Raw genomic sequence first — 19,726 nt, 5'->3', positions numbered from 1 at the left:
TGCCCCTCCGGTCCTCAGTCGAGACCCAGCAGCCCCCGCGCGAAATCGCGCGCCTCGAAGGGGCGGAGATCCTCGGCCTTTTCGCCGACACCCACGACATGGACCGGCAGGCCGAATTCCTGCGCCAGCGCGACGACGACGCCGCCCTTGGCCGACCCGTCCAGCTTCGTCACGGCGAGGCCGGAGACATCGACCATCTCCTTGAACACCTTCACCTGCTGCACGGCGTTCTGGCCGGTGGTGGCATCCAGCACCAGCAGCACGGAATGCGGCGCGGTGTCATCGACGCGACGGATGACGCGGATGACCTTGCGCAACTCCTCCATCAGCGCGGACTTGTTGTGCAGGCGCCCCGCGGTATCGACCAGCAGCACGTCGAGGCCTTCGGCACGCGCCGCGGACAACGCGTCGAAGGCCAGGCCCGCCGCATCGGCGCCGGGCTTGGCGGGTGGGAAGAAGCGCGCGCCGGTGCGATCCGCCCAGACCTGCAGCTGTTCGACCGCGGCGGCGCGGAAGGTGTCGCCCGCGACGAAACCGGTCTTCAGCCCCTGGTCGCGATACTGCTTGCCGAGCTTCGCGATGGTCGTCGTCTTGCCCGTGCCGTTCACGCCGACCACCAGTACGACATGCGGGGCGCGGGCGGGTTCGATCACCAGCGGCTTCGCGACGGGGCCGAGGATCGTGGCGATCTCCTCAGCCAGCGTCGTCTTCACCTCCTCATCGGTGACTTCCTTGCCGAAGCGCGTCTTGCGGAAGCCTTCCACGATGCGCCGCGACGCCGCGACGCCGAGATCCGCGGCGATCAGCGTCTCCTCCAGCTCCTCGAGCGCCTCCTCGTCCAGCTTTCGCTTGGTGAAGAGCGTGGTGACGCTGTCGGTGAGCTTGGCGGTGGACCGCGCCAGCCCGGCCCTGAGGCGGGAGAACCAGCCTTGGCGCGGGGCGGGTTCGGCCGCTGGCGCCTCGGGTGCCAGGGCGGTCGTTGGCGGCGCCTCGGCCGGGGGTAGCGGTTGCGGCGGGGGCAGTTCCTCGGGCGTGGGCTCCGTCGGCTCCTCGACCGGGGGCGGTGCCTCCGGCGGAGCGCTCGGCGGCGGTTCCTCCACGGGCTGCGGTGGAGCGGGCTCCGGCGCAGGGGGCGGGGTTTCCGGGGGCGGTGAGGGCGCTTCCGGCGTGAGCGGCGGCGAGCTTTCCGCCGGCGGCTGCGGCTCAGCCTCGGCCGCGCCGCCGCGGAACCGGGTCCACAGGTCGCGCAGCGCCATCAGGCGGCCTCCGCCAGCAGGGCGTCGCGCGTCGCGCCCGTGACGCGCAGGCGGCGGATCTCGCCGGGCACCGCGACGCCGCGCGCCAGGCGCAGCGGGGCGAAGTGTTCGGTGTGGCCGCGATCGGCGTGTTCGAACAGCACCGCTTCCTCCTGCCCGATGCGGGCGTCGAACAGGCGCGATGCGGCGCGCGCCCCGGCCTCACGCAGGCGCGCAGCGCGTTCCTTGCGAACCGGCACGGGCAGCTGCGGCATACGCGCGGCCGGCGTGTCCGGGCGCTCGGAATAGGGGAAGACGTGCAGGAAGCTCAGCCCGCAATCCTCGACCAAGGCGAGGGTCTCGCCGAAATGCGCCTCGGTCTCGGTCGGGAAGCCGGCGATCAGGTCGGCGCCGAACACCATGCCGGGTCGCAGACGGCGGGCGCGGTTGGCGACCGCGATGGCGTCCGCACGCAGGTGCCGCCGCTTCATGCGCTTCAGGATCAGGTCCGCGCCGTGCTGCAGCGACAGGTGCAGATGCGGCATCAGTCGAGGCTCCTCGGCGATCAGGCGCCACAGGTCGTCATCGACTTCCACGGGGTCGAGCGAGGACAGCCGCAACCGCGGCAGTTCTGGCACCAGCGCGAGCAGGCGTCGCACCATCTGCCCCAGCGTCGGCCGTCCCGGCAGGTCCGGCCCGTAGGAGGTGATGTCCACCCCGGTCAGCACGACCTCTCGATACCCGGTCTGCACAAGGGCGCGCACCTGCTCGACGATCGCGCCGATCGGCACGGATCGTGACGGGCCACGGCCAAATGGGATGACGCAGAAGGTGCAGCGGTGGTCGCAGCCCTGCTGGACTTGCACGAAGGCCCGCGCGCGGCCGGCGAATTCGGTCACGAGATGCGCGGCCGTCTCGGTCGCCGCCATGATGTCGGTGACCGGGGCAGGGGGGGCGTCCAGCGCGGCCCAGGTTTCGGGCTTCAGCTTGTCGGCATTGCCGATGACACGTTCGACGCCGGCGATGGCGGCCCACTTCTCGGGCGCGATCTGCGCGGCGCAGCCGGTGACGATGATGCGCGCGCCGGGATTGTCGCGATGCGCGCGGCGGATCGCCTGGCGCGCCTGGCGTTCGGCCTCGGCCGTGACGGCGCAGGTGTTCACCACGATGGCGCCGGCGTGGCCCGCCTTCGTCGCGAGGTCGCGCATCGCCTCGGATTCATAGGTGTTCAGGCGACACCCGAAGGTCAGCACCTCGATGCTCACGGGGCGAGGCCTTCGAGGTCGAGCGTGCCTGTGAAAGCGGTCGCGACCGGGCCGGTCATCAACACATGGCCGTCGGATTCCCGCCATTCCATGACCAGGTCGCCGCCCGGCATGGTCACGGTTGCCCGCCGCCCGGTCAGCCCGCGGCGCACCGCATTCACGATGCCCGCGCAGGCGCCCGACCCGCAGGCGAGCGTCATCCCGGCCCCGCGTTCCCAGATCACCAGGCGCATATGCGTGGGCGAAAGGATCTGCGCGAAGCCGATATTGGCCCGATGCGGGAATATCGGATCGTGTTCCAGCCGCGGGCCGATCTCCGTCACCGGAATGGCGTCGAGATTGTCCACGAAGTAGGTCGCGTGCGGGTTGCCCATGGAACAGGCGGCCGGATCGGCGACCGGCCCGAAGGCGAGCGGCACATGCAGCGTGTCCATCTCGCGGGCCAGCGGCACATCCTGCCAGCCGATCCGCGCGGGGCCCATATCCGCCCGCCACAGACCGCCCGGCAGGCGTTCCACGGGCAGTTCCCCGGCCACGGTGCGCACCACGACGCGATTGGCGCCGCGTTCGTCGGCGACCAGGGAGGCGATGCAGCGCGTGGCATTGCCGCAGGCCTCGGCCTCCGACCCGTCGGGGTTGAGGATGCGCATGAAGACGTCCGAACCCGCCGGCGGGGGTTCCAGGACGATGAACTGGTCGCAGCCGATGCCGAAATGACGGTCGGCGACGGCGGCGGCGCGGGCAGGGGTGACCGGCAGCGTGGCGGCGCGCCCGTCCAGCACGACGAAGTCGTTGCCCAGGCCGTGCATCTTGCGGAAGGGGACCATAACGTGAGCGCATATAGAGCGGCCGGCCCTTCGCCGGAACCCGTGGCGCGCGCGGGGCTGCCCGGCAGGTGCATGCCGACCGTCGCGCCCGCTTCCCGCCATGGTTTGCCGGCGTGGCTATGCCGCGCCCCACGGAGATCGAGCGATGAACCGCATCACCTCGGGCCTGACGGCCCTACTATTGGCGTCGGGGCCGGCATTGGCCCAATCCTCGGCGGGGACCGACGCAGCGGCGGCGGCGGCGCTTCAGCGTGCCCAGGCCTTCATCGCCTCCGGCAATTGCCCGTCCGCGACGGCCCGGCCCGCCGCGCCGGCCGCGCAATTCCAGGATGCCACGGTGCGCGAGGCGTCCTATCACCGCATCCTGATCGAGGGCTGCGGCCGGCGGATGCAGCGGAACTACCTCGCGCTGGTCATGCCGGACGGCAGCGGGCGGATGGTCGAGACCCTGCCGGGCACGACCGTCACCGACCCGGTCCTGCAACGGGACGCCATGCAGGTGGCGGTGGCCGCTGCCCGGACGGCGGCGCCCAATTGCCAGCAGATCAGGCCGCAATCCGCGGATTTCGACGGGCCGGACAGCGAGCCGAACGCCCCGCGCCGCACGCGGCCCTGGGCGGAGGCCTGGGTTTTCGAGGCCTGCGGCACGCTGCTGTCCGTCCCCATGCGGTTCTCGCCGAGCAGCCGGGGCGGCACCGACTTCAGCGCCGGGACCTCGGGCGTACGGCGTCTCAACTGACGGTGCGGCGCGCCGACTTTCGCGCTGGCGAGGGGGCATAGCCGGGACCATCGATGCTCATGGCCAGGACGCGGCTGATCGCCGTCAGGTCGCGGCCGGATTCCGCGGACCATTGGTTGAAGGCGGCCTGGATGGCGGCGAAGTCCCGCTTGCCGCTGGGCGGGCGCTCGATCACGCCTTCGCGGATCAGGGCGGCGACCATGTCCGGCGTTGCGATGAAGGCCGGCTTGCCGATGCCGCGCAGGAAGCGCGGAGCGGCGTCCCCGCCCAGATGGCTCGCGCGTTTGCGCAGCAGGTCGAGCAGGCCGACCAGGTCGCTGTCTGGCCATTCAGCGAAGAAGCGCGCTGCGCTGCCATGCTTCTCCGCGAGGTCCAGCAGCAGCTGCGCATTCAGCTGCACTGCCCGGATCTTGGCCGCGTTACGCACGATGCCGCGATCCTTGAGCAACGCATCGAAGCGCGCTTCGGTCATGAAGGCGTTGGGGCGCGGGTCGAAGCCGTCGAAGGCGGCCTCGAAGGCCGGCCACTTGTCCTCGATGACCTTGGAGGAGAAGCCGGCATTGAAGATGCGGCGGGTCATCTCGGCGAGGATGCGGTCATCCGGGGTGGCGGCGATCTGGGCCGGGCTGCGCGGCGCTGTGTCAGCCAGCAGGGCGCTGAGCGCGGCGGCACCACCCTTGCGGGCGCCGGCCAGGGCGAAGATGGCTTCGAAATCCTGCATTGTGCCCCCGCGCATCCGGTATTGCGCGGCAGTCTGGCGTGACGGTGCCGGAGGCGCCAGGGCGGCGGGTCAACCGTTCAGCAGCCGGTCGATCTCGGCCTGGGCGAGGTCCGGCCCGGAGATGGCGACATCGGGGACGGTGGGCGCGTGGCCGACTACCTCGAGCCGCGGCGCGGCGGGGGATGCCGCGCCGGGCATCAACCCTTCCAGCATGGTTTCCACCTGTTGCAACTGCTTGATGGCGCGGCGGATGCGCTGGCCGGTCAGGTCCTGAAAGGAACAGGCCTGGAAGATGGCGTTGACCCGTTCGGACAGCGCGGCCGTGTCACCGCTGCCTTCGTCGAGCCAGGTCTGGATCGCCTCGGCGGCTTCCAGGATGATGTCGGCGGCGGATTCCGTCGCATGGACGACGGCTTCCAACTCCAGCCCCGAATTGCGGGCGCCGGAGGCCGGGATGGCGATCAGCCGGGCGATCTGGGCGTGTACCTCTCCGATGCGGGCGGTGATGGCGTCCTCGGTCATGCCCATGAGTTGGACGGAGGCCGAGACCTCGGCGCTCAGCTCGGCGATGCGGCGGTCCATGAAGGCGCGGAGCGCCGCGAAATGGGGCCCCAGGGCCTCGTCCAGGCAGGCGGTGGCAGTGTCCACGGGCATGGCCTTCGGTCGCATCGGCGGGATGCGACAGGAAACACCCGCAACCATGAAGGTCAGGTTGCCATCCCTGGAGGCAGGGTCTATACGCCCGCCTCCCGCGTCGTGGCCCCATGGACATGCCCGGCCGGGAACGCGCGTCCCTTTCGCATGGTGCGGCTGGGGCGCCCCGACCCCGAATAGGAGGGCCAAATGTCCAAGATGAAGACGAAGTCGAGCGTGAAGAAGCGCTTCCGACTGACCGCCACCGGCAAGGTGAAGGCGGGCGCTGGCAACAAGCGCCACATGCTGACCGCCAAGACCACCACCATGAAGCGCCAGAACCGCGGCATGTACGTCCTCGATAAGCAGGACGGCGATACCGTGAAGCAGTGGCTGCCCTATGGGCTGGACCGGTAAGGAAGGGGCGCAGCAATGGCTCGTGTAAAGCGCGGCGTTACCAAGCACGCCCGTCACAAGAAGGTCCTCAAGCTCGCCGAGGGCTATGTCGGCCGGTCCTCCACCGCCTATCGCCCCGCGCTGGAGCGGGTCGAGAAGGCGCTGCAGTACGCCTACCGCGACCGCCGCAACAAGAAGCGCGAGTTCCGCGGCCTGTGGATCCAGCGCATCAACGCGGCCGTCCGTGAGCACGGCCTGACCTATTCCCGCTTCATCGCCGGCATCAAGGCGGCGGGGATCGAGATGGACCGCAAGGTGATGGCGGCCCTCGCCTTTGACGAACCGGCGGCCTTCGCGGCGCTGGTCGAGCAGGCGAAGGCGAAGCTCGCCTGAACCCTTCGGCGCGGGGGTTCCCCTGTGCCGTTTCAGCGTTTAGCAGAGGGCCGCATCCCGGGTGACCGGGGCGCGGCCCTTCGTGCTTTTCCGGACATGGTGCCCATGACTGACGACCTCGCTTCCCTGCAGGCCGAGACCGAAGCCGCCCTTGCCGCCGCGACCGACCTGCGCGCGCTCGACGCTGTACGCGTCGGCGTGATGGGCAAGGCCGGCAGCCTGTCCGGGTTGCTCAAGGGCCTCGGCGCCGTGCCGGCCGAACAGCGCAAGGAACGCGGCGCCGCGCTCAACCGCCTGAAGGGCAGCATCGAGGCCGCGATCGAAGCGCGCCGCACCGTGCTGGACGCCGCCGCCCTCGACGCGCGCCTGGCCGCCGAGCGCCTGGACGTCACGCTGCCGCCGCGCCCCTTCGCGCCCGGCACGGCGGCCGATGGCGGCATCCACCCCATCGCGCGCACCATGGAAGAGCTGACGGCGCTGTTCGGCGCCATGGGCTTTGCCGTCGCCGAGGGCCCGGACATCGAGGGAGATTGGTTCAATTTCGGCGCGCTCAACATCCCCGACCACCATCCGGCGCGGCAGGATCACGACACCTTCTACCTGCCGGAGGTGAATGGTCGCCGCCCCGTGCTGCGCACCCACACCTCCCCGGTGCAGATCCGCACCATGCTGTCGCAGGAACCGCCGATCCGCGTCATCGTCCCCGGCCGCACCTACCGCGCCGACCACGACGCGACGCATTCGCCGATGTTCCACCAGGTCGAGGGGCTGGTGATCGACCGGGGCATCACGCTCGGCCACCTCAAGGGCTGCCTGATCGACTTCCTGCGCGCCTTCTTCGGCATCGCCGACCTGCCGGTGCGCTTCCGGTCGTCCTACTTCCCCTTCACCGAGCCTTCGATGGAGGTGGACATCGGCTGGTCGCGCAAGACCGGCGAACTCGGCAAGGGCGGCGACTGGCTGGAGATCCTCGGTTCCGGGATGGTGCATCCGAAGGTGCTCGCCAATTGCGGCATCGACCCGCGCGAGTGGCAGGGCTTCGCCTTCGGCATGGGGATCGAGCGCATCACCATGCTGAAGCACGGTATTCCCGACCTGCGCCCTTTCTACGAGGCCGACATCCGCTGGCTGCGGCATTACGCCGCCGATCCGCTCGCCCCTGCCACGCTGCACGAGGGCGTGTGAGATCATGAAGTTCACCCTGTCCTGGCTGCGCACCCATCTCGACACCGAGGCCGGCGTCGATGAGATCGCCCGCACGCTGAACGCCATCGGCCTTGAGGTCGAAGGCATCGAGGATCGCGGCGCGGCACTCGCTTCCTTCCGCATCGCCCGCGTGATCGAGGCTGTGCAGCACCCCAATGCCGACCGCCTGCGCCATCTGCGCGTCGATATCGGTGATGGCGTCGAGCGTTCCGTCGTCTGCGGCGCGCCGAATGCGCGCACCGGCATGATGGGCGTCGCAGCACTTCCGGGCGAATACGTCCCTGGCACCGGCGTCACGCTCAAGGTCGGCGAGATCCGCGGCGTGAAGTCGGAAGCGATGATGCTCTCGGCGCGCGAGATGGGCCTCGGCGACGATCATTCGGGCATCGTCGACCTGCCGGCGGATGCGCCGCTGGGTGCGTCCTACGTGAAGTGGGCGGGCCTCGACGATCCGATCATCGAGATCAGCGTCACGCCGAACCGCGGCGATGCGCTGTCGGTGCGTGGCGTGGCGCGGGACTTGGCGGCAGCGGGGCTCGGCACGCTCAAGCCGTGGTCGGCACCGCCCGTGCCCGCGGTTTACAAGGCGCCGCTGAACTGGAATATCGAGGACCCGCGCGCCTGCCTGTGGGTGCTGGGCCGCGCGGTGCGCGGCGTGAAGAACGGGCCCTCGCCGCAATGGCTGCAGGACCGGCTGACGGCGATCGGCCTGCGTCCGATCAGCACGCTGGTCGATATCACCAACCTCTTCACCTTCGACCTCGGCCGCCCGCTGCATGTCTTCGACGTGACCAAGGTGAAGGGCACCGACCTCGTCATGCGCATGGCGCGGGAGGGCGAGAGTCTCACCGCGCTGAATGGCAAGACCTATGCGATGACGGCGGAGGATGGCGTGATCGCCGACGCCGCCGGGCCGGAAGCGCTGGGCGGGGTGATCGGCGGCGAGCATTCCGGCTGCGACGAATCCACGACCGAGTGCTTCATCGAATGCGCGCTGTTCGATCCGGTGCGCATCGCGCTGTCGGGCCGCCGCCACGACGTGCGCACGGACGCCCGCGCGCGCTTCGAACGCGGCCTCGACCCGGCCTTCCTGCCCGATGCGCTGGAAGCGGCGACGCGGCTGATCATCGAGCTCTGCGGCGGCGAGGCGAGCGAGATTTCCTCCGCCGGCGCGGAACCGGCCTGGAAGCGGTCCGCCACGCTGCGCTTCGAGCGCGTGTCGTCCTATGGCGGTCTCGACCTGCCGGCGGATGAATCCGCCGCGCGCCTGGAACGTCTCGGCTTCGCGGTGCAGGCGCGCGATGCGGATGCCGTCACCGTCGCCGTGCCGTCCTGGCGCAATGACGTGGCGGGCGATCTCTCGGCCTATCGCGCCGGCGGCGGGGCGCTGGCGCAGTTCGAGGGGCTGGACCCCGCGCGCGCCGCCAAGGCGGCCGAGGGCTGCGCGGCGATCGAACCGGAATGCGACCTGGTCGAGGAGGTGCTTCGTCTCGGTGGCCTCGACGCCGTGCCGGCGGTTTCGCTGCCGGTGGCGGCGATCATCCCGGCCCCGGCCGTCACGGCGAAGCAGTCTCGTGCGGCGCTGGCGCGGCGCGTGCTGGCATCCCGCGGCATGCTGGAATCGGTGACCTTCGCCTTCATGGAAGCGAAGACCGCCGCGCTGTTCGGCGCGACACCCGAAGCGCTGCGACTGGTCAACCCGATCGCGGCGGATCTGGACCAGATGCGCCCGACGCCGGTCGCCTCGCTGCTGCTCGCGGCCCAGCGCAATGTGGCGCGCGGCTTTGGGGATGTGGCGTTGGCGGAACTGGGCGCGGCCTATCGCGACGTGACACCGCAAGGGCAGGCCGCAGTCGCCGCCGGTGTGCGGCATGGCTCGACGCCGCGCCACTGGGCCGAGGCAGCGCGTGGCGTCGATGCGATGGACGCGAAGGGCGATGTGCTGGCGGTGCTGGCTGCGCTCGGCGTACCGATGGCCGCACTGCAGGTGACCGCCGACGCGCCGGGCTTCTACCATCCGGGCCGTTCGGGCGTGGTGCGGCAAGGGCCGAAGACGGTGCTGGGGACCTTCGGGGAAGTGCATCCGGCGGTGCTGGCGGCGCTCGACTTGTCGGGCCCGGCGGTGGCCTTCGAGGTGTTCCTGGACGCCGTGCCGGAGCCCAAGCGCCGCAAGAAGGGCGCGCCCGACCTGCCGGCCTTCCAGCCGCTGCGACGCGACTTCGCCTTCCTGGTGGCCGATACCATCAGCGCCGAGGCTGTGCTGCGCGCCGCGCGCGGGGCCGACAAGGCGATGATCACCGATGTCGCGCTGTTCGACCGATACCAGGGCAAGGGCGTGCCGGAAGGCCAGGTCAGCCTCGCCGTGCAGGTCACGATCCAGCCGCGCGAGGCGACGCTGACCGACGTGCAGATCGAGGCGGTGGCGGATCGGGTGGTCGCCGCGGTGGCCAAGGCGACCGGGGCGGTATTGCGCGCATGACCGCAGCCGCGGACAGCAAGCGCCTGCACATGGCGCTGCTGGCCGCGGCGATCGTGCTGGTGCTTTCGGTCTGGTTCGCCGGCACGGTCGCCGTGCCGGGTCTGATCGCGCAGGGGATGATCACGCCAGGCCGAGCGGCCTGGCTGACCGCCTGCGTGCAACTCGGCTTCGTCGCGGGAACACTGGTCAGCGCCGTGCTGTCGCTGGCCGACCGCGTCGATCCGCGCCGGTTGTTCCTGTCCTGCGCGCTGATCGCCGGGGCGGCGACGCTGGCGCAGACGCAGGTGGCGCCGGCAGGCCCGGCGGCGCTGCTGCTGCGGGTCGTCGCCGGGGCGGCCATGGCCGGCGTCTATCCGGTCGGCATGAAGCTCGCGGCGTCCTGGGCGAGGGGTGATCTCGGGCTGCTGATCGGGCTTGTGGTCGGCGCGGTGACGCTGGGCTCTGCGTTGCCGCACCTGTTGCCGGACCTGGTGGGTTCGCTCGATTGGCGCAGCGCCTATGCTGGGGCAGGCGGGATGGCGGTGCTCGGGGGGGTGCTGATCCTGCCGTTCCGGCCCGGGCCGTTGCTTGGCGCGCGACCGCCCTTCCATCCCACCCAGGCGCTGGAGGCCTGGCGGAACAAGGGCCTGCGGCTCGCGAACCTCGGCTATCTCGGGCACATGTGGGAACTCTACGCCATGTGGGCCTGGATCGGGGTCTTCCTGGCCGGGCTGCTCGGCCGGGCGCAGGTGGGCGCCTGGGTGTTCGGCGTGGTGGCGGCAGGCGCGGTGGGCTGCGTGGTCGCGGGGCTGGCGGCGGACCGATGGAACCGGGCGCGCGTCGCCGCACTCTGCATGGTGGCCTCGGGCGGCTGCGCGCTGCTGATCGGGCCGGCCTCAGCCTGGCCGGCGCTGGCGATCGGGCTGGCCTTCCTGTGGGGCTTCACCGTGGTCGCGGATTCGGCGCAGTTCTCGGCCTGCATCGTCAGCCTGTCGCCACCTGACTATGTGGGGACGATGCTGACGGTGCAGACCTCGCTGGGGTTCCTGCTGACGGCCGTGATGATCGGCGCCCTGCCCCATGCGATGGCGGCGTTGGGGACGGGCGCGGCCTTTGCCTCGCTTGGTATCGGGCCGCTGCTCGGCGCCATCGCCATGTGGCGGCTGGCGCCGATGCTGGGTCAGGCCGCCTCGCCCAGATAGGCGGTGGCGTCGATCTCCACGAGGCAGTCGGGCGAGCCGAGGCCGGAGACGATGCAGGAGACGCGGTGCGGCGGGTCGTCGTTGAAGTTGGCGAAGTAGACCTCGTTCATCGGTTCCCAGTTCGCGCGATCGGTCACATAGACCGTGCACTTCACTACGTCCTTCAGGCTGCCGCCGGCTTCCTCGATCAGCATGCGGATGTTGTCGATCGCCTGCTGGGTCTGGGCGCGCACATCGCCGATGGCGAACTTCCCCTCCGGATCGCGGCCGGTGAAGCAGACGAACATGAAGCCGCCGGCGATGGTCGCCTGGGCGAAGGGGCGGGTGGTCTTGAAGACCTTGCTGGAGGAGATGGCGCGTTTCGGCATGGCTGGACCTTGATTGTGGAATCGTGGCGGCGTCCCGGCATGGTCCGCGCCGCCGGCATCCTAGGGGGGCGCCGCCGCGTGCGTCAGGAGGGGGGTGGCCGGGCGGTGCGGGACTTGCTTGCATGACGGCGCCACGATGCCGGCGCCGATGCGGGGCCGGCTTGGCCAACCGGGAACATGTTCATGATGCTGCGTCGTCGCCTTGCCCTTGCCGCGCTGCCGATACTGGCCGCGCCGCGCCCCGTTTCCGCGCAATCGGCCCGTCCGCTCCGCCTGATCGTCCCCAATCCGCCGGGCGGCCAGTCCGACACCATCGCGCGGCTGTATGGGGAGGCGATCCAGGCGACCTCGGGCCAGGCCGTAGTGATCGAGAATCGCAGCGGCGCGAACGGGCTGATCGCCATGGATGTGGTCGCCAAGGCGCCGCCGGACGGGCTGACCACGGGGCTGTTCAGCATCGCACTGTTCACAGCCGTGCCGGCGATGATGCCGCGCATGCCGCTCGACGTGGATCGCGACATCACCCCGATCACGTCAGTGGTGACGAGCACGGTGCTCTGCGCCGTGACGGAACAGCGGGCGAGGGAGCGCGGCTGGACCGATTTCCGGGCCATGATCGACTGGGCGAAGCGCCCCGGGAACGGGCTGACCAACGGGGCGGCGAGCAGTGGCGGCGCGTCCCATCTGCTGGTCGCGACCATCGCGCGACGGAGCGGGGCGGATATCACGGTCGTGCCCTATCGCGGCGGGGCGCCGGCGCTGAACGACCTGCTGGGCGGCAATATCGACATGTGCTTCGACTTCATGCCGGCGCTGATGCCCCATGTCGCGGCCGGCCGGCTGCGCGCCTTCGCCGTGGGCTCGCAGGCGCGCGTGCCCTTCCTGCCGCAGGTGCCTGCGATGGGGGATTTCCCGGACCTCGGCATCGCCGATCTCGACCTGCAATCCTGGAACGTGTTGTCGGGGCCGCCCGGCCTGCCGCCGGAACTCGCGGCGCGGACCGTGGAGATGATCCGCAAGGCCAACACCTTTCCGGGGCTTGAGGACAAGTTGGGCGGCCATGGCCTGCAACTGCTGCCGCCATCCGATCCCGCCGCGGTGCGCGCCCGGATCGTCGCGGAACGTCCGCGCTGGCGGGAGATGGTGGAGATCAGCGGCGCTCGGATCGAGTAGGCGGAGCGGCCGGCGCGGCGGGTGCGAGGAAGGCGGCGATCCGGCCATTGCCGCGGATCACCGTCTCGCCCGACGAGACGAGCAGGTCCACCTCATCCCGCGACAGGCTGAGGCTGGTCGGGATCTGCCGCAACCGGTCGCGGACCGCCGGATCCGGCACGTCGGCCAGCGAGATATGGACCAGCAGGCCCTGCACGTCGTCGCAGGCATGCCCGTCGACCACCCTGGCCTGCCGGCAGCGCAATTCGCGCTGGCGCGCCACCATGCGGTCCACCTCGACGGAGGTCACGGCGAGGGTTTCCAGGTTGTAGTTGTCGATCTGCGCGCCGGAGACGGCGTCGAAGATCTGGACCAGCCCATTGACCATGCGCTGGCGCGACAGCGCCGGATCGGTGGCGGACTGTCCATCGATGCTGATCATCAGGATGCGCCGAACCGGCTTGGCCAGCACGGCGAAGTTCGCCTCCTCGGTGCCGCCCAGAACGGCAAAGTTCAGCGTGGCGCGCAGGGCGAGGTTGTCGGAGATGCCGCCGTCGAGAAGGTGGATCCATGGCGTCCGCTCCTGGTCCGCCATGCGGCCGACGATGTCGAGCAAGCGTCGCCGATTGAATTCCGCCAGCATCGGCATGACCGACAGGTTCACCGGCAGCGGCGCGTCGCAGCCCGGTCCCCGGTGATTGGTCAGGGTGATCGGCGTGAACAGCAGGGGGAAGCCGTTCGATGCCGCCACCGCCCGCGCCAGGGAGAAGCGGCCGAGATCGGAACAGAGCACGTCGAAGGCGTGGGGCAGGAAGGGGAATGCCCCACCGCTGGCGAGGTCGGTCGCGTCGATCGACAGGCGCGGGCGGCCGCGCGTCATCAGGTCCTGGAAGGTCGCGCCATGAAACATCAGCCGGTCATAGACGCCGGTCATCCGGTCATTGGTGCCGACATAGGGATCAACCAGCCAGCCCCATTGCCAGGGCAGCATGTAGGTCCCCCAGACATAGGCGGAGATGTCGCGGTAGAGGAACGCTTCCGGGAAGGTTTCGAAGGAACCTTCGCCATGGAGGGCGTAGTGCGCCGCGGTGAAACTGCCGCCCGAGACGCCGGCGATCTGGTCAACCTCCGCCAGCAGGGTGGAGGGCGGGCCGCCGAGGGTCACCGGCACGTCCCGCATGCCACGCAGCGCGCCATGGGCGAAGGCCGCCGACCGCTTGCCGCCGCCGGAGAAGGCCAGGAGAACCAGGATGTCCGACCGGCCCGAGGACGCATTGAGCTCCGCCAGGCCGTAGCCCAGGTTCCGCGCACCCGGGGCCAGGGGCGGATTGATCCCGCGGTCCATGCCGGCGCAGCCGAACAAGGCCAGAAGCGCCAGCAGGGCGCCAAGACGCTTTGACTTGGCTGCCGTCTGCCCTATGTCCCCTCGCAGACCGACAGGCGAGCCCCCGCCTCGCCGCCACTGGATTCCCATGACCGACACTCCGCTCGACCTGATCCGTAACTTCTCCATCATCGCCCATATCGACCATGGGAAGTCCACGCTTGCCGATCGCCTGATCCAGCAGACCGGCGCGCTGTCCGCGCGCGAGATGAAGGAACAGGTGCTCGACAACATGGAGATCGAGCGCGAGCGCGGCATCACCATCAAGGCGCAGACGGTTCGCCTGACCTATCCGGCGAAGGACGGGAAGACCTACGTCCTGAACCTGATGGACACGCCGGGCCATGTGGACTTCGCCTATGAGGTCTCGCGCAGCCTTGCCGCCTGCGAGGGTTCGCTGCTGGTCGTCGATGCCTCCCAGGGCGTCGAGGCGCAGACGCTCGCCAATGTCTACCAGGCGATCGATGCGGGGCATGAGATCGTGCCGGTGCTGAACAAGGTCGATCTGCCCGCCGCCGAGCCGGCGCGCGTGAAGCAGCAGATCGAGGATGTGATCGGCCTGGATACGTCCGACGCCGTCGAGATCAGCGCCAAGACCGGGCTGAACATCGAAGGCGTGCTGGAGGCGATCGTGCAGCGCCTGCCGGCACCCAGGGGCGACCCATCCGCCACCACCAAGGCGCTGCTAGTCGATTCCTGGTACGACGCCTATCTCGGCGTCATCATTCTGGTGCGGGTGAAGGACGGCTTCCTGCGCAAGGGCCAGCGCATCCGCATGATGTCTTCCGGCGCGGTGCATACCATCGAGCAGGTTGGCGTCTTCGCCCCGAAGCTGACGCCGACCGACAGCCTCGGCCCCGGCGAGATGGGCTACGTCACCGCGGCGATCAAGACGGTGGCCGATACCAATGTCGGCGACACGCTGACCGATGACCGCAACCCTGCCGAGGCGGCGCTGCCGGGCTTCAAGCCTTCCATCCCCGTGGTGTGGTGCGGGCTGTATCCGGTCGATGCGGATGATTTCGAGAAGCTGCGCGAGAGCCTCGGCAAGCTGCGGCTGAACGATGCGTCCTTCCACTATGAGACGGAGACCTCGGCCGCGCTCGGCTTTGGCTTCCGCTGCGGCTTCCTCGGCCTGCTGCACCTGGAGATCATCCAGGAGCGGCTGTCGCGCGAGTTCGACCTCGACCTGATCGCGACGGCACCCTCGGTCGTCTACAAGGTCCACAAGACCAACGGCGAGATGTTCGAGCTGCACAACCCGGCGGACATGCCGGATGGCAGCGTGCTCGACCACATCGAGGAACCGTGGATCAAGGCGACCATCATGTTGCCGGACGATTACCTCGGCCCGGTGCTGGCGCTGTGCAACGAACGGCGCGGGCAGCAGGTGGAACTGACCTATGTCGGCAGCCGCGCCATGCTGGTCTATCGCCTGCCGCTGAACGAGGTGGTGTTCGACTTCTACGACCGGCTGAAATCGGTCAGCCGCGGTTACGCCTCCTTCGACTACACAATGGATGGCTACGCCGACGGGGATCTCGTGAAGATCTCGATCCTTGTGAACAACGAGCCGGTGGACGCGCTGTCCTTCATGGCGCATCGCAGCCAGGCCGAGCGGCGCGGGCGCCAGATCTGCGAGAAGCTGAAGGACCTGATCCCCCGCCAGCTGTTCAAGATTCCCATCCAGGCGGCGATCGGTGGGCGTGTTATCGCGCGCGAAACGATCGGTGCGCTGTCCAAGGACGTGACCGCCAAGTGCTACGGCGGCGACATCAGCCGCAAGCGCAAGCTCCTCGAGAAGCAGAAGGAGGGCAAGAAGCGCATGCGGCAGTTCGGCAAGGTGGAAATCCCGCAAAGCGCCTTCATCGCGGCGCTGAAGATGGACGCCTGAAGCGCCTTCATAGCCAGGTTCGATCGCCTGCATGGTGGAAGGACGTCGCGGCGCCAGCCGCGGACGGAGGATCGCGTCCTCTTGACTTGCATTGATGCACGCTTGATCTGGCTCAATGCGAGATCGCAGGCGTGTCCACGATACAGCCTGCCAAATCAGGAGGACGTCGCATGACGCAGATTTCCCGCCGGGCCCTCACGGGCGGTTCGCTTGCCGCCGTCGGCGCCAGCCTGGCCGCCCCGGCCTTCGGGCAGGGAGCATATCCCAACCGCCCCGTCACCATGGTGATCCCCTTCGCCGCGGGCGGTCCGACCGACACCGTTGGCCGGCTGATCGCGCAGGCCATGAGTGCCGACCTCGGCCAGCCGGTGGTGGTCGAGAATGTCGGCGGCGCCGGCGGCACGCTCGGCGCGCAGCGCGTCGCCAATGCCCGCCCGGATGGCTACACGGTCCTGCTGCACCACATCGGCATGGCGACGACGCCGACGCTGTACCGGCGCCTGGCCTATGATCCGGTGAACGGCTTCGAGACACTCGGCCTGGTGACCGAGGTGCCGATGACGCTGGTGGCACGCCGTAACATCGAGGCGAACAGCCTGGCCGAACTCGTCGCCCTGGTGCGGCAGAAGGGCGAGGGGCTGAACTACGCCAATGCCGGCATCGGCGCGGCGAGCCACCTGTGCGGCCTGCTGTTCATGCAGGCGGTGAACACGCGCATGACGACGGTGCCGTATCGCGGCACGGGCCCCGCGATGAACGATCTGGTCGCTGGCACGGTCGATCTGATGTGCGACCAGACGACCAACACCACCGAGCAGATCCGCGCGGGCACCATCCGTGCCTTCGCCGTGACGACACCCGAGCGCCTGTCCGCGCTGCCGGACCTGCCGACCTCGGCCCAGGGTGGGCTGCCCGGATTCGAGGTGAGCGTGTGGCATGGGCTGTATGCGCCGAAGGGCACGCCGGCGCCGATCGTGGAACGACTGAACCAGGCGCTGCTGAAGGCGCTGCGGGACCCGACGATCGAACGGCGATTCGCCGATCTTGGCACCGCGCCGGTGCCTGTGGCGCGGGCGACGCCGGCGGCTCACCGGGATTTCTGGATGGCCGACATCGCCAAGTGGCGGCCGCTGATCCAGGCGGCGGGGCAATTCGCCGATTGATGTGAAAAGGGTGCGGCCGGTGGGTTGCCCTGCGGCCGTACCCTGACTATGTTCCGCGCCCTCCGGACAGGTGGCCGAGCGGTCGAAGGCGCGCGCCTGGAAAGTGCGTATACGTCAAAAGCGTATCGAGGGTTCGAATCCCTCCCTGTCCGCCAGTTCCCCTTGAGCGTCGTGAGATTCCGTCCATCGGCGGCCGCGCTGAGTGGCTAGTTTCTCGAGTTCCTGCGGTCGGACCATTGCCCCGTCGCGCGGTCCGGCCATCGGCCAGCCCCCACGACGACACCCGAGCACCCCGGAGACACTCAGGAGAGAATCCACGCCTGTGCTGCTTCCGGCGCCTGGTGCTCAATCGTCAACAGATCGATGTTGAAGGTGTCACGCAGCGAATCTCCCGCGGTCTCCACGTCCAAGACGCGAACCCAGAGCGTCGAGCCAGTCGCAGTGACGGCAAAACTACCGTTCCAGGCGGTAGCGTCCGGCGCCTCGTCATTGAGGCTTGCCCAGGCAGTTCCGTCATTCGAATATTCGAAGCGCATCGCTTCGTTGGCGGAGCTTGCATCGAGGTGCACGACATTCTCGCCCGCCAGCGCATTGTCGAACCGCCAGCGCCACTCAAGGCGCGCCACGCCCGCCGACACGCCCTCGGTGAGCGTCATCGCGTTGCCATCATCGGAAGCCAGCGCCGCGAGCTTCGTGTTGCCCGCCGTTGGCGCCTTGGAATAGGTGCCGAAGCGCGAGCCGACCGATGCGGAGGCGCTGTCATTGTCGGCGTTGGTGACGCCCACGCTGACCGTCCCGAAGCCTTCGGCGGACACGCCCAGTTGGAAATGCGCATCGCCATCGTCGTCACGGTCATCGAGGCCGCTGATTGTGATCTCCTTCGACCAGCCGCCATCGCGCGTCAGCACGAAGGTCGGATCGGACAGCGCGCCTTCGGTACCGTCGAGGCCAGACAGCCGCACCGTCACGCTGTCCGGCGTCAGTGCGCTGGTGCCCGTGAAATAGATGCGAAGGGTCTGTGCAGTACCGTCCTCGCTGATCGTGATGGCATCGGTGCTCGTTCGAAGCACGGTGGCCGGCGCACCGGGCGCCGTGTAGGTACCCTGGATCATGTACTGCCCAAGCGAGCCGTACTCCGTGTAGCCCGTCGGTTTTGCAGCGAGCGGATCACCCCAGCCAACGCCATCCAGTGCCAGGTAGTAGGTGCCGCCCTTGAGGCCGGCAACGCTGATAGCCGCATCCACCCGCGCAGGGTCGTCTGACACCGCGATCAGCTGGCCCGCCGCGTCATACAGCCTCGCTGCGAGGTCGAGCATGGTGTTCGGTGACTGATCATAACCAGGAACACTGCTTCCACCGACATACACCCTCGTCCAGGAGGATATCGTCAGGTCGACGCTGCCACCCTGGGCGACGTCGAAGCGGAACATGTCCACATCGTTCTTCGTGCCGGAGCCGGAGATGACGCCCCAACGCTGCACATTGGTCGTGAAGCCGCTACTCGTGCCGCCGAGTGTCGCCGCGCGCCTGAAGGTGTCGCCATAGTCGTCGGCGACATAGGCGACGCCGGAGTTCTGCGACGTGATGATCGCGAGGTCATCCTGCACGTTGTTCGCGCCGTAGTAGTCCCCGCGACTCCACTGGACGATGCTGGCCTGGTAGCTGACCCCCATCAGCGGAGCCCAATCGGTGACGCCGCTGCCATGGCCGGCGTAGTACGGGTTGCCGCCAGCGGAGGTGATCTGCCCGTCATGTTCCAGGCCGAGGGAGTGGCCTGCTTCGTGGGCCGCCGCGTCCGCGATCGACTTGACGCTGTCTCCGAGATTGTTCGCATAGACGAAGGCCGCTTCACCCGTGCTCCAGTCGAAGGAGCCGAGCCATGCCACGCCGCCACCCGCCCTGCCGGCTTCGTCGGTGATGACCACGCGGATGCCGAATGCCTTGTCGCCGTTGCCGCTGCGCGTGATGCCGTTGACGCCCGGGTCTTCCGTCGTCACGTCGATGTTGAACGGTGAGAAGTACTCGGCGACGCGTTGCCAGATCTGCTGGATGCGCTGCAACTCCGCGGAATTGAAGGCCTCCGACGCGTCGAGGGAGAAGGCAGGAGAATAGAAGCTCGGCCCGCCCAGAAAGGTGTTCCATGAGTTGCCACTCGTCGTGTGGCCGTCGAAATCGAGGTAGACCTTGTAGGTTGAGGCCGGATTGCTGTGCAGCCTGAACGTATCGCCGAAGGACACGCCGACACCATCGGTGGGTATGTCGGCTAGGACGACGCTGGCGTCGTAGGCGACCTCTTGCTGCACCCCGGCACTATCATCCCGTCGCGCGCCCTGTGGCGCGCTCGCGGCCGGGGGCGGCGCGTGATCGCGGGCATCCCGGTCCAGGCTGTCGCCGCTGATGGGCGTTCTGACCAGGACCTCCGAGGGGCCCTTTGGCGGCGCATCGGGCGGCGTGCCGCCGATGGGAAAGTGCCAGGGGGAGGGCGTCAGATCGTTCGGATCCAACGCACCGATAAGCTCGGAGCCAGGGAATGCTCCATATCCATTTGCGCGCAATATCACCTCGAAACACAACTAATGGGAGTGTCTCCAGGGTGTGTCGATATTCCAGGTAGAATTCAGACAAGTTTGCGTGAGGCGCTGCTGGTAGCGGGTCACGTTTCGCTGATGGCTCACACACCGCCTGGTGGC

At 69.0% G+C, this 19,726-nt stretch carries 17 protein-coding genes and 1 tRNA gene; 10 read left to right on the top strand and 8 right to left on the bottom strand.

Annotation, left to right across the window (positions count from 1 at the left end):
* Positions 1-14: 14 nt before the first annotated feature.
* The 3 genes from ftsY to dapF form a co-directional block, all read right to left on the bottom strand.
* Positions 15-971, bottom strand: a complete 957-nt coding sequence (ftsY, locus tag AC2YHJ_RS05645) for a signal recognition particle-docking protein FtsY (protein ID WP_487394658.1) — start codon at positions 969-971, stop codon at positions 15-17.
* Between the two features lie 284 nt (positions 972-1,255).
* Positions 1,256-2,500 carry a tRNA (N(6)-L-threonylcarbamoyladenosine(37)-C(2))-methylthiotransferase MtaB gene (gene mtaB / locus AC2YHJ_RS05640; RefSeq protein WP_487394538.1) on the bottom strand — a complete coding sequence of 415 codons (1,245 nt, stop codon included), beginning with the start codon at positions 2,498-2,500 and terminating at the stop codon, positions 1,256-1,258.
* Positions 2,497-3,327 carry a diaminopimelate epimerase gene (dapF, locus tag AC2YHJ_RS05635; RefSeq protein WP_487394537.1) on the bottom strand — a complete coding sequence of 277 codons (831 nt, stop codon included), beginning with the start codon at positions 3,325-3,327 and terminating at the stop codon, positions 2,497-2,499. Before dapF ends, mtaB begins: the two co-directional genes overlap by 4 nt.
* Positions 3,328-3,472: 145 nt before the next feature.
* On the opposite strand from dapF, the gene AC2YHJ_RS05630 reads away from it, so the two are divergent.
* A complete protein-coding gene (locus AC2YHJ_RS05630; protein ID WP_487394536.1) occupies positions 3,473-4,066 on the top strand; it encodes a hypothetical protein in 594 nt (197 codons plus the stop codon).
* Here AC2YHJ_RS05630 and AC2YHJ_RS05625 read toward each other — a convergent pair.
* Both AC2YHJ_RS05625 and AC2YHJ_RS05620 read right to left on the bottom strand, forming a co-directional pair.
* Positions 4,059-4,802, bottom strand: coding sequence for a DNA-3-methyladenine glycosylase I (locus tag AC2YHJ_RS05625; RefSeq protein WP_487394535.1), 744 nt, complete (start codon positions 4,800-4,802; stop codon positions 4,059-4,061). The two genes, AC2YHJ_RS05630 and AC2YHJ_RS05625, sit on opposite strands and share 8 nt — an antisense overlap.
* Positions 4,803-4,856: 54 nt before the next feature.
* The gene (locus tag AC2YHJ_RS05620) at positions 4,857-5,441 is read right to left on the bottom strand and encodes a protein phosphatase CheZ (protein WP_487394657.1); all 585 of its coding nucleotides are present in this window, start codon (positions 5,439-5,441) and stop codon (positions 4,857-4,859) included.
* A gap of 189 nt (positions 5,442-5,630) precedes the next feature.
* Between AC2YHJ_RS05620 and rpmI the strand changes: the two genes are divergently transcribed.
* From rpmI to AC2YHJ_RS05595, 5 genes are all read left to right on the top strand, one after another.
* Entirely contained in the window at positions 5,631-5,837 is a 207-nt protein-coding gene (rpmI, locus tag AC2YHJ_RS05615; protein WP_487394534.1) for a 50S ribosomal protein L35, read from the top strand.
* Between the two features lie 15 nt (positions 5,838-5,852).
* Positions 5,853-6,209, top strand: a complete 357-nt coding sequence (gene rplT / locus AC2YHJ_RS05610) for a 50S ribosomal protein L20 (protein ID WP_168040551.1) — start codon at positions 5,853-5,855, stop codon at positions 6,207-6,209.
* 105 nt (positions 6,210-6,314) lie between these two features.
* A complete protein-coding gene (pheS, locus tag AC2YHJ_RS05605; protein WP_487394533.1) occupies positions 6,315-7,394 on the top strand; it encodes a phenylalanine--tRNA ligase subunit alpha in 1,080 nt (359 codons plus the stop codon).
* 4 nt (positions 7,395-7,398) lie between these two features.
* Positions 7,399-9,894, top strand: a complete 2,496-nt coding sequence (pheT, locus tag AC2YHJ_RS05600; protein ID WP_487394531.1) for a phenylalanine--tRNA ligase subunit beta — start codon at positions 7,399-7,401, stop codon at positions 9,892-9,894.
* Positions 9,891-11,075, top strand: a complete 1,185-nt coding sequence (locus tag AC2YHJ_RS05595; protein ID WP_487394530.1) for an MFS transporter — start codon at positions 9,891-9,893, stop codon at positions 11,073-11,075. Before pheT ends, AC2YHJ_RS05595 begins: the two co-directional genes overlap by 4 nt.
* Here AC2YHJ_RS05595 and AC2YHJ_RS05590 read toward each other — a convergent pair.
* A complete protein-coding gene (locus AC2YHJ_RS05590) occupies positions 11,054-11,443 on the bottom strand; it encodes a RidA family protein (protein WP_487394528.1) in 390 nt (129 codons plus the stop codon). The two genes, AC2YHJ_RS05595 and AC2YHJ_RS05590, sit on opposite strands and share 22 nt — an antisense overlap.
* Positions 11,444-11,626: 183 nt before the next feature.
* Between AC2YHJ_RS05590 and AC2YHJ_RS05585 the strand changes: the two genes are divergently transcribed.
* Positions 11,627-12,616: a Bug family tripartite tricarboxylate transporter substrate binding protein gene (locus tag AC2YHJ_RS05585; RefSeq protein WP_487394527.1), complete on the top strand. Its 990-nt coding sequence runs from the start codon at positions 11,627-11,629 to the stop codon at positions 12,614-12,616.
* Here AC2YHJ_RS05585 and AC2YHJ_RS05580 read toward each other — a convergent pair.
* The gene (locus tag AC2YHJ_RS05580; RefSeq protein WP_487394526.1) at positions 12,594-13,940 is read right to left on the bottom strand and encodes a patatin-like phospholipase family protein; all 1,347 of its coding nucleotides are present in this window, start codon (positions 13,938-13,940) and stop codon (positions 12,594-12,596) included. The genes AC2YHJ_RS05585 and AC2YHJ_RS05580 overlap by 23 nt on opposite strands.
* A 127-nt stretch (positions 13,941-14,067) precedes the next feature.
* Here AC2YHJ_RS05580 and lepA point away from each other — a divergent pair, with 127 nt between their 5' ends.
* The 3 genes from lepA to AC2YHJ_RS05565 all read left to right on the top strand — a co-directional run bounded on the left by lepA (position 14,068) and on the right by AC2YHJ_RS05565 (position 17,191).
* Entirely contained in the window at positions 14,068-15,873 is a 1,806-nt protein-coding gene (gene lepA / locus AC2YHJ_RS05575; RefSeq protein WP_487394525.1) for a translation elongation factor 4, read from the top strand.
* Between the two features lie 170 nt (positions 15,874-16,043).
* Positions 16,044-17,036 carry a tripartite tricarboxylate transporter substrate binding protein BugD gene (locus tag AC2YHJ_RS05570; protein WP_487394524.1) on the top strand — a complete coding sequence of 331 codons (993 nt, stop codon included), beginning with the start codon at positions 16,044-16,046 and terminating at the stop codon, positions 17,034-17,036.
* A gap of 64 nt (positions 17,037-17,100) precedes the next feature.
* Positions 17,101-17,191: transfer RNA gene (locus AC2YHJ_RS05565), tRNA-Ser, on the top strand.
* A gap of 147 nt (positions 17,192-17,338) precedes the next feature.
* Here AC2YHJ_RS05565 and AC2YHJ_RS05560 read toward each other — a convergent pair.
* On the bottom strand, positions 17,339-19,540 hold the full coding sequence (locus tag AC2YHJ_RS05560) for a zinc-dependent metalloprotease family protein (protein WP_487394522.1): 2,202 nt from the start codon (positions 19,538-19,540) through the stop codon (positions 17,339-17,341).
* Positions 19,541-19,726 lie beyond the last annotated feature (186 nt).

This window comes from Roseomonas sp. SRI_022 (genome assembly GCF_057586215.1).
The sequence above is the reverse complement of the archived record's forward strand: the minus strand, read 5'-3'. Positions and strand labels throughout refer to the sequence as shown.

What these genes read in the sequence shown, in the direction of transcription:
- dapF (WP_487394537.1), bottom strand. Translation starts at nt 3,327, where the DNA reads ATGGTCCCCTTCCGCAAGATGCACGGCCTGGGCAACGACTTCGTCGTG.
- AC2YHJ_RS05625 (WP_487394535.1), bottom strand. Translation starts at nt 4,802, where the DNA reads ATGCGCGGGGGCACAATGCAGGATTTCGAAGCCATCTTCGCCCTGGCC.
- rplT (WP_168040551.1), top strand. Translation starts at nt 5,853, where the DNA reads ATGGCTCGTGTAAAGCGCGGCGTTACCAAGCACGCCCGTCACAAGAAG.
- pheS (WP_487394533.1), top strand. Translation starts at nt 6,315, where the DNA reads ATGACTGACGACCTCGCTTCCCTGCAGGCCGAGACCGAAGCCGCCCTT.
- AC2YHJ_RS05580 (WP_487394526.1), bottom strand. Translation starts at nt 13,940, where the DNA reads ATGGACCGCGGGATCAATCCGCCCCTGGCCCCGGGTGCGCGGAACCTG.
- AC2YHJ_RS05620 (WP_487394657.1), bottom strand. Translation starts at nt 5,441, where the DNA reads ATGCCCGTGGACACTGCCACCGCCTGCCTGGACGAGGCCCTGGGGCCC.
- rpmI (WP_487394534.1), top strand. Translation starts at nt 5,631, where the DNA reads ATGTCCAAGATGAAGACGAAGTCGAGCGTGAAGAAGCGCTTCCGACTG.
- AC2YHJ_RS05630 (WP_487394536.1), top strand. Translation starts at nt 3,473, where the DNA reads ATGAACCGCATCACCTCGGGCCTGACGGCCCTACTATTGGCGTCGGGG.
- lepA (WP_487394525.1), top strand. Translation starts at nt 14,068, where the DNA reads ATGACCGACACTCCGCTCGACCTGATCCGTAACTTCTCCATCATCGCC.
- AC2YHJ_RS05595 (WP_487394530.1), top strand. Translation starts at nt 9,891, where the DNA reads ATGACCGCAGCCGCGGACAGCAAGCGCCTGCACATGGCGCTGCTGGCC.
- pheT (WP_487394531.1), top strand. Translation starts at nt 7,399, where the DNA reads ATGAAGTTCACCCTGTCCTGGCTGCGCACCCATCTCGACACCGAGGCC.
- AC2YHJ_RS05570 (WP_487394524.1), top strand. Translation starts at nt 16,044, where the DNA reads ATGACGCAGATTTCCCGCCGGGCCCTCACGGGCGGTTCGCTTGCCGCC.
- AC2YHJ_RS05590 (WP_487394528.1), bottom strand. Translation starts at nt 11,443, where the DNA reads ATGCCGAAACGCGCCATCTCCTCCAGCAAGGTCTTCAAGACCACCCGC.
- AC2YHJ_RS05585 (WP_487394527.1), top strand. Translation starts at nt 11,627, where the DNA reads ATGATGCTGCGTCGTCGCCTTGCCCTTGCCGCGCTGCCGATACTGGCC.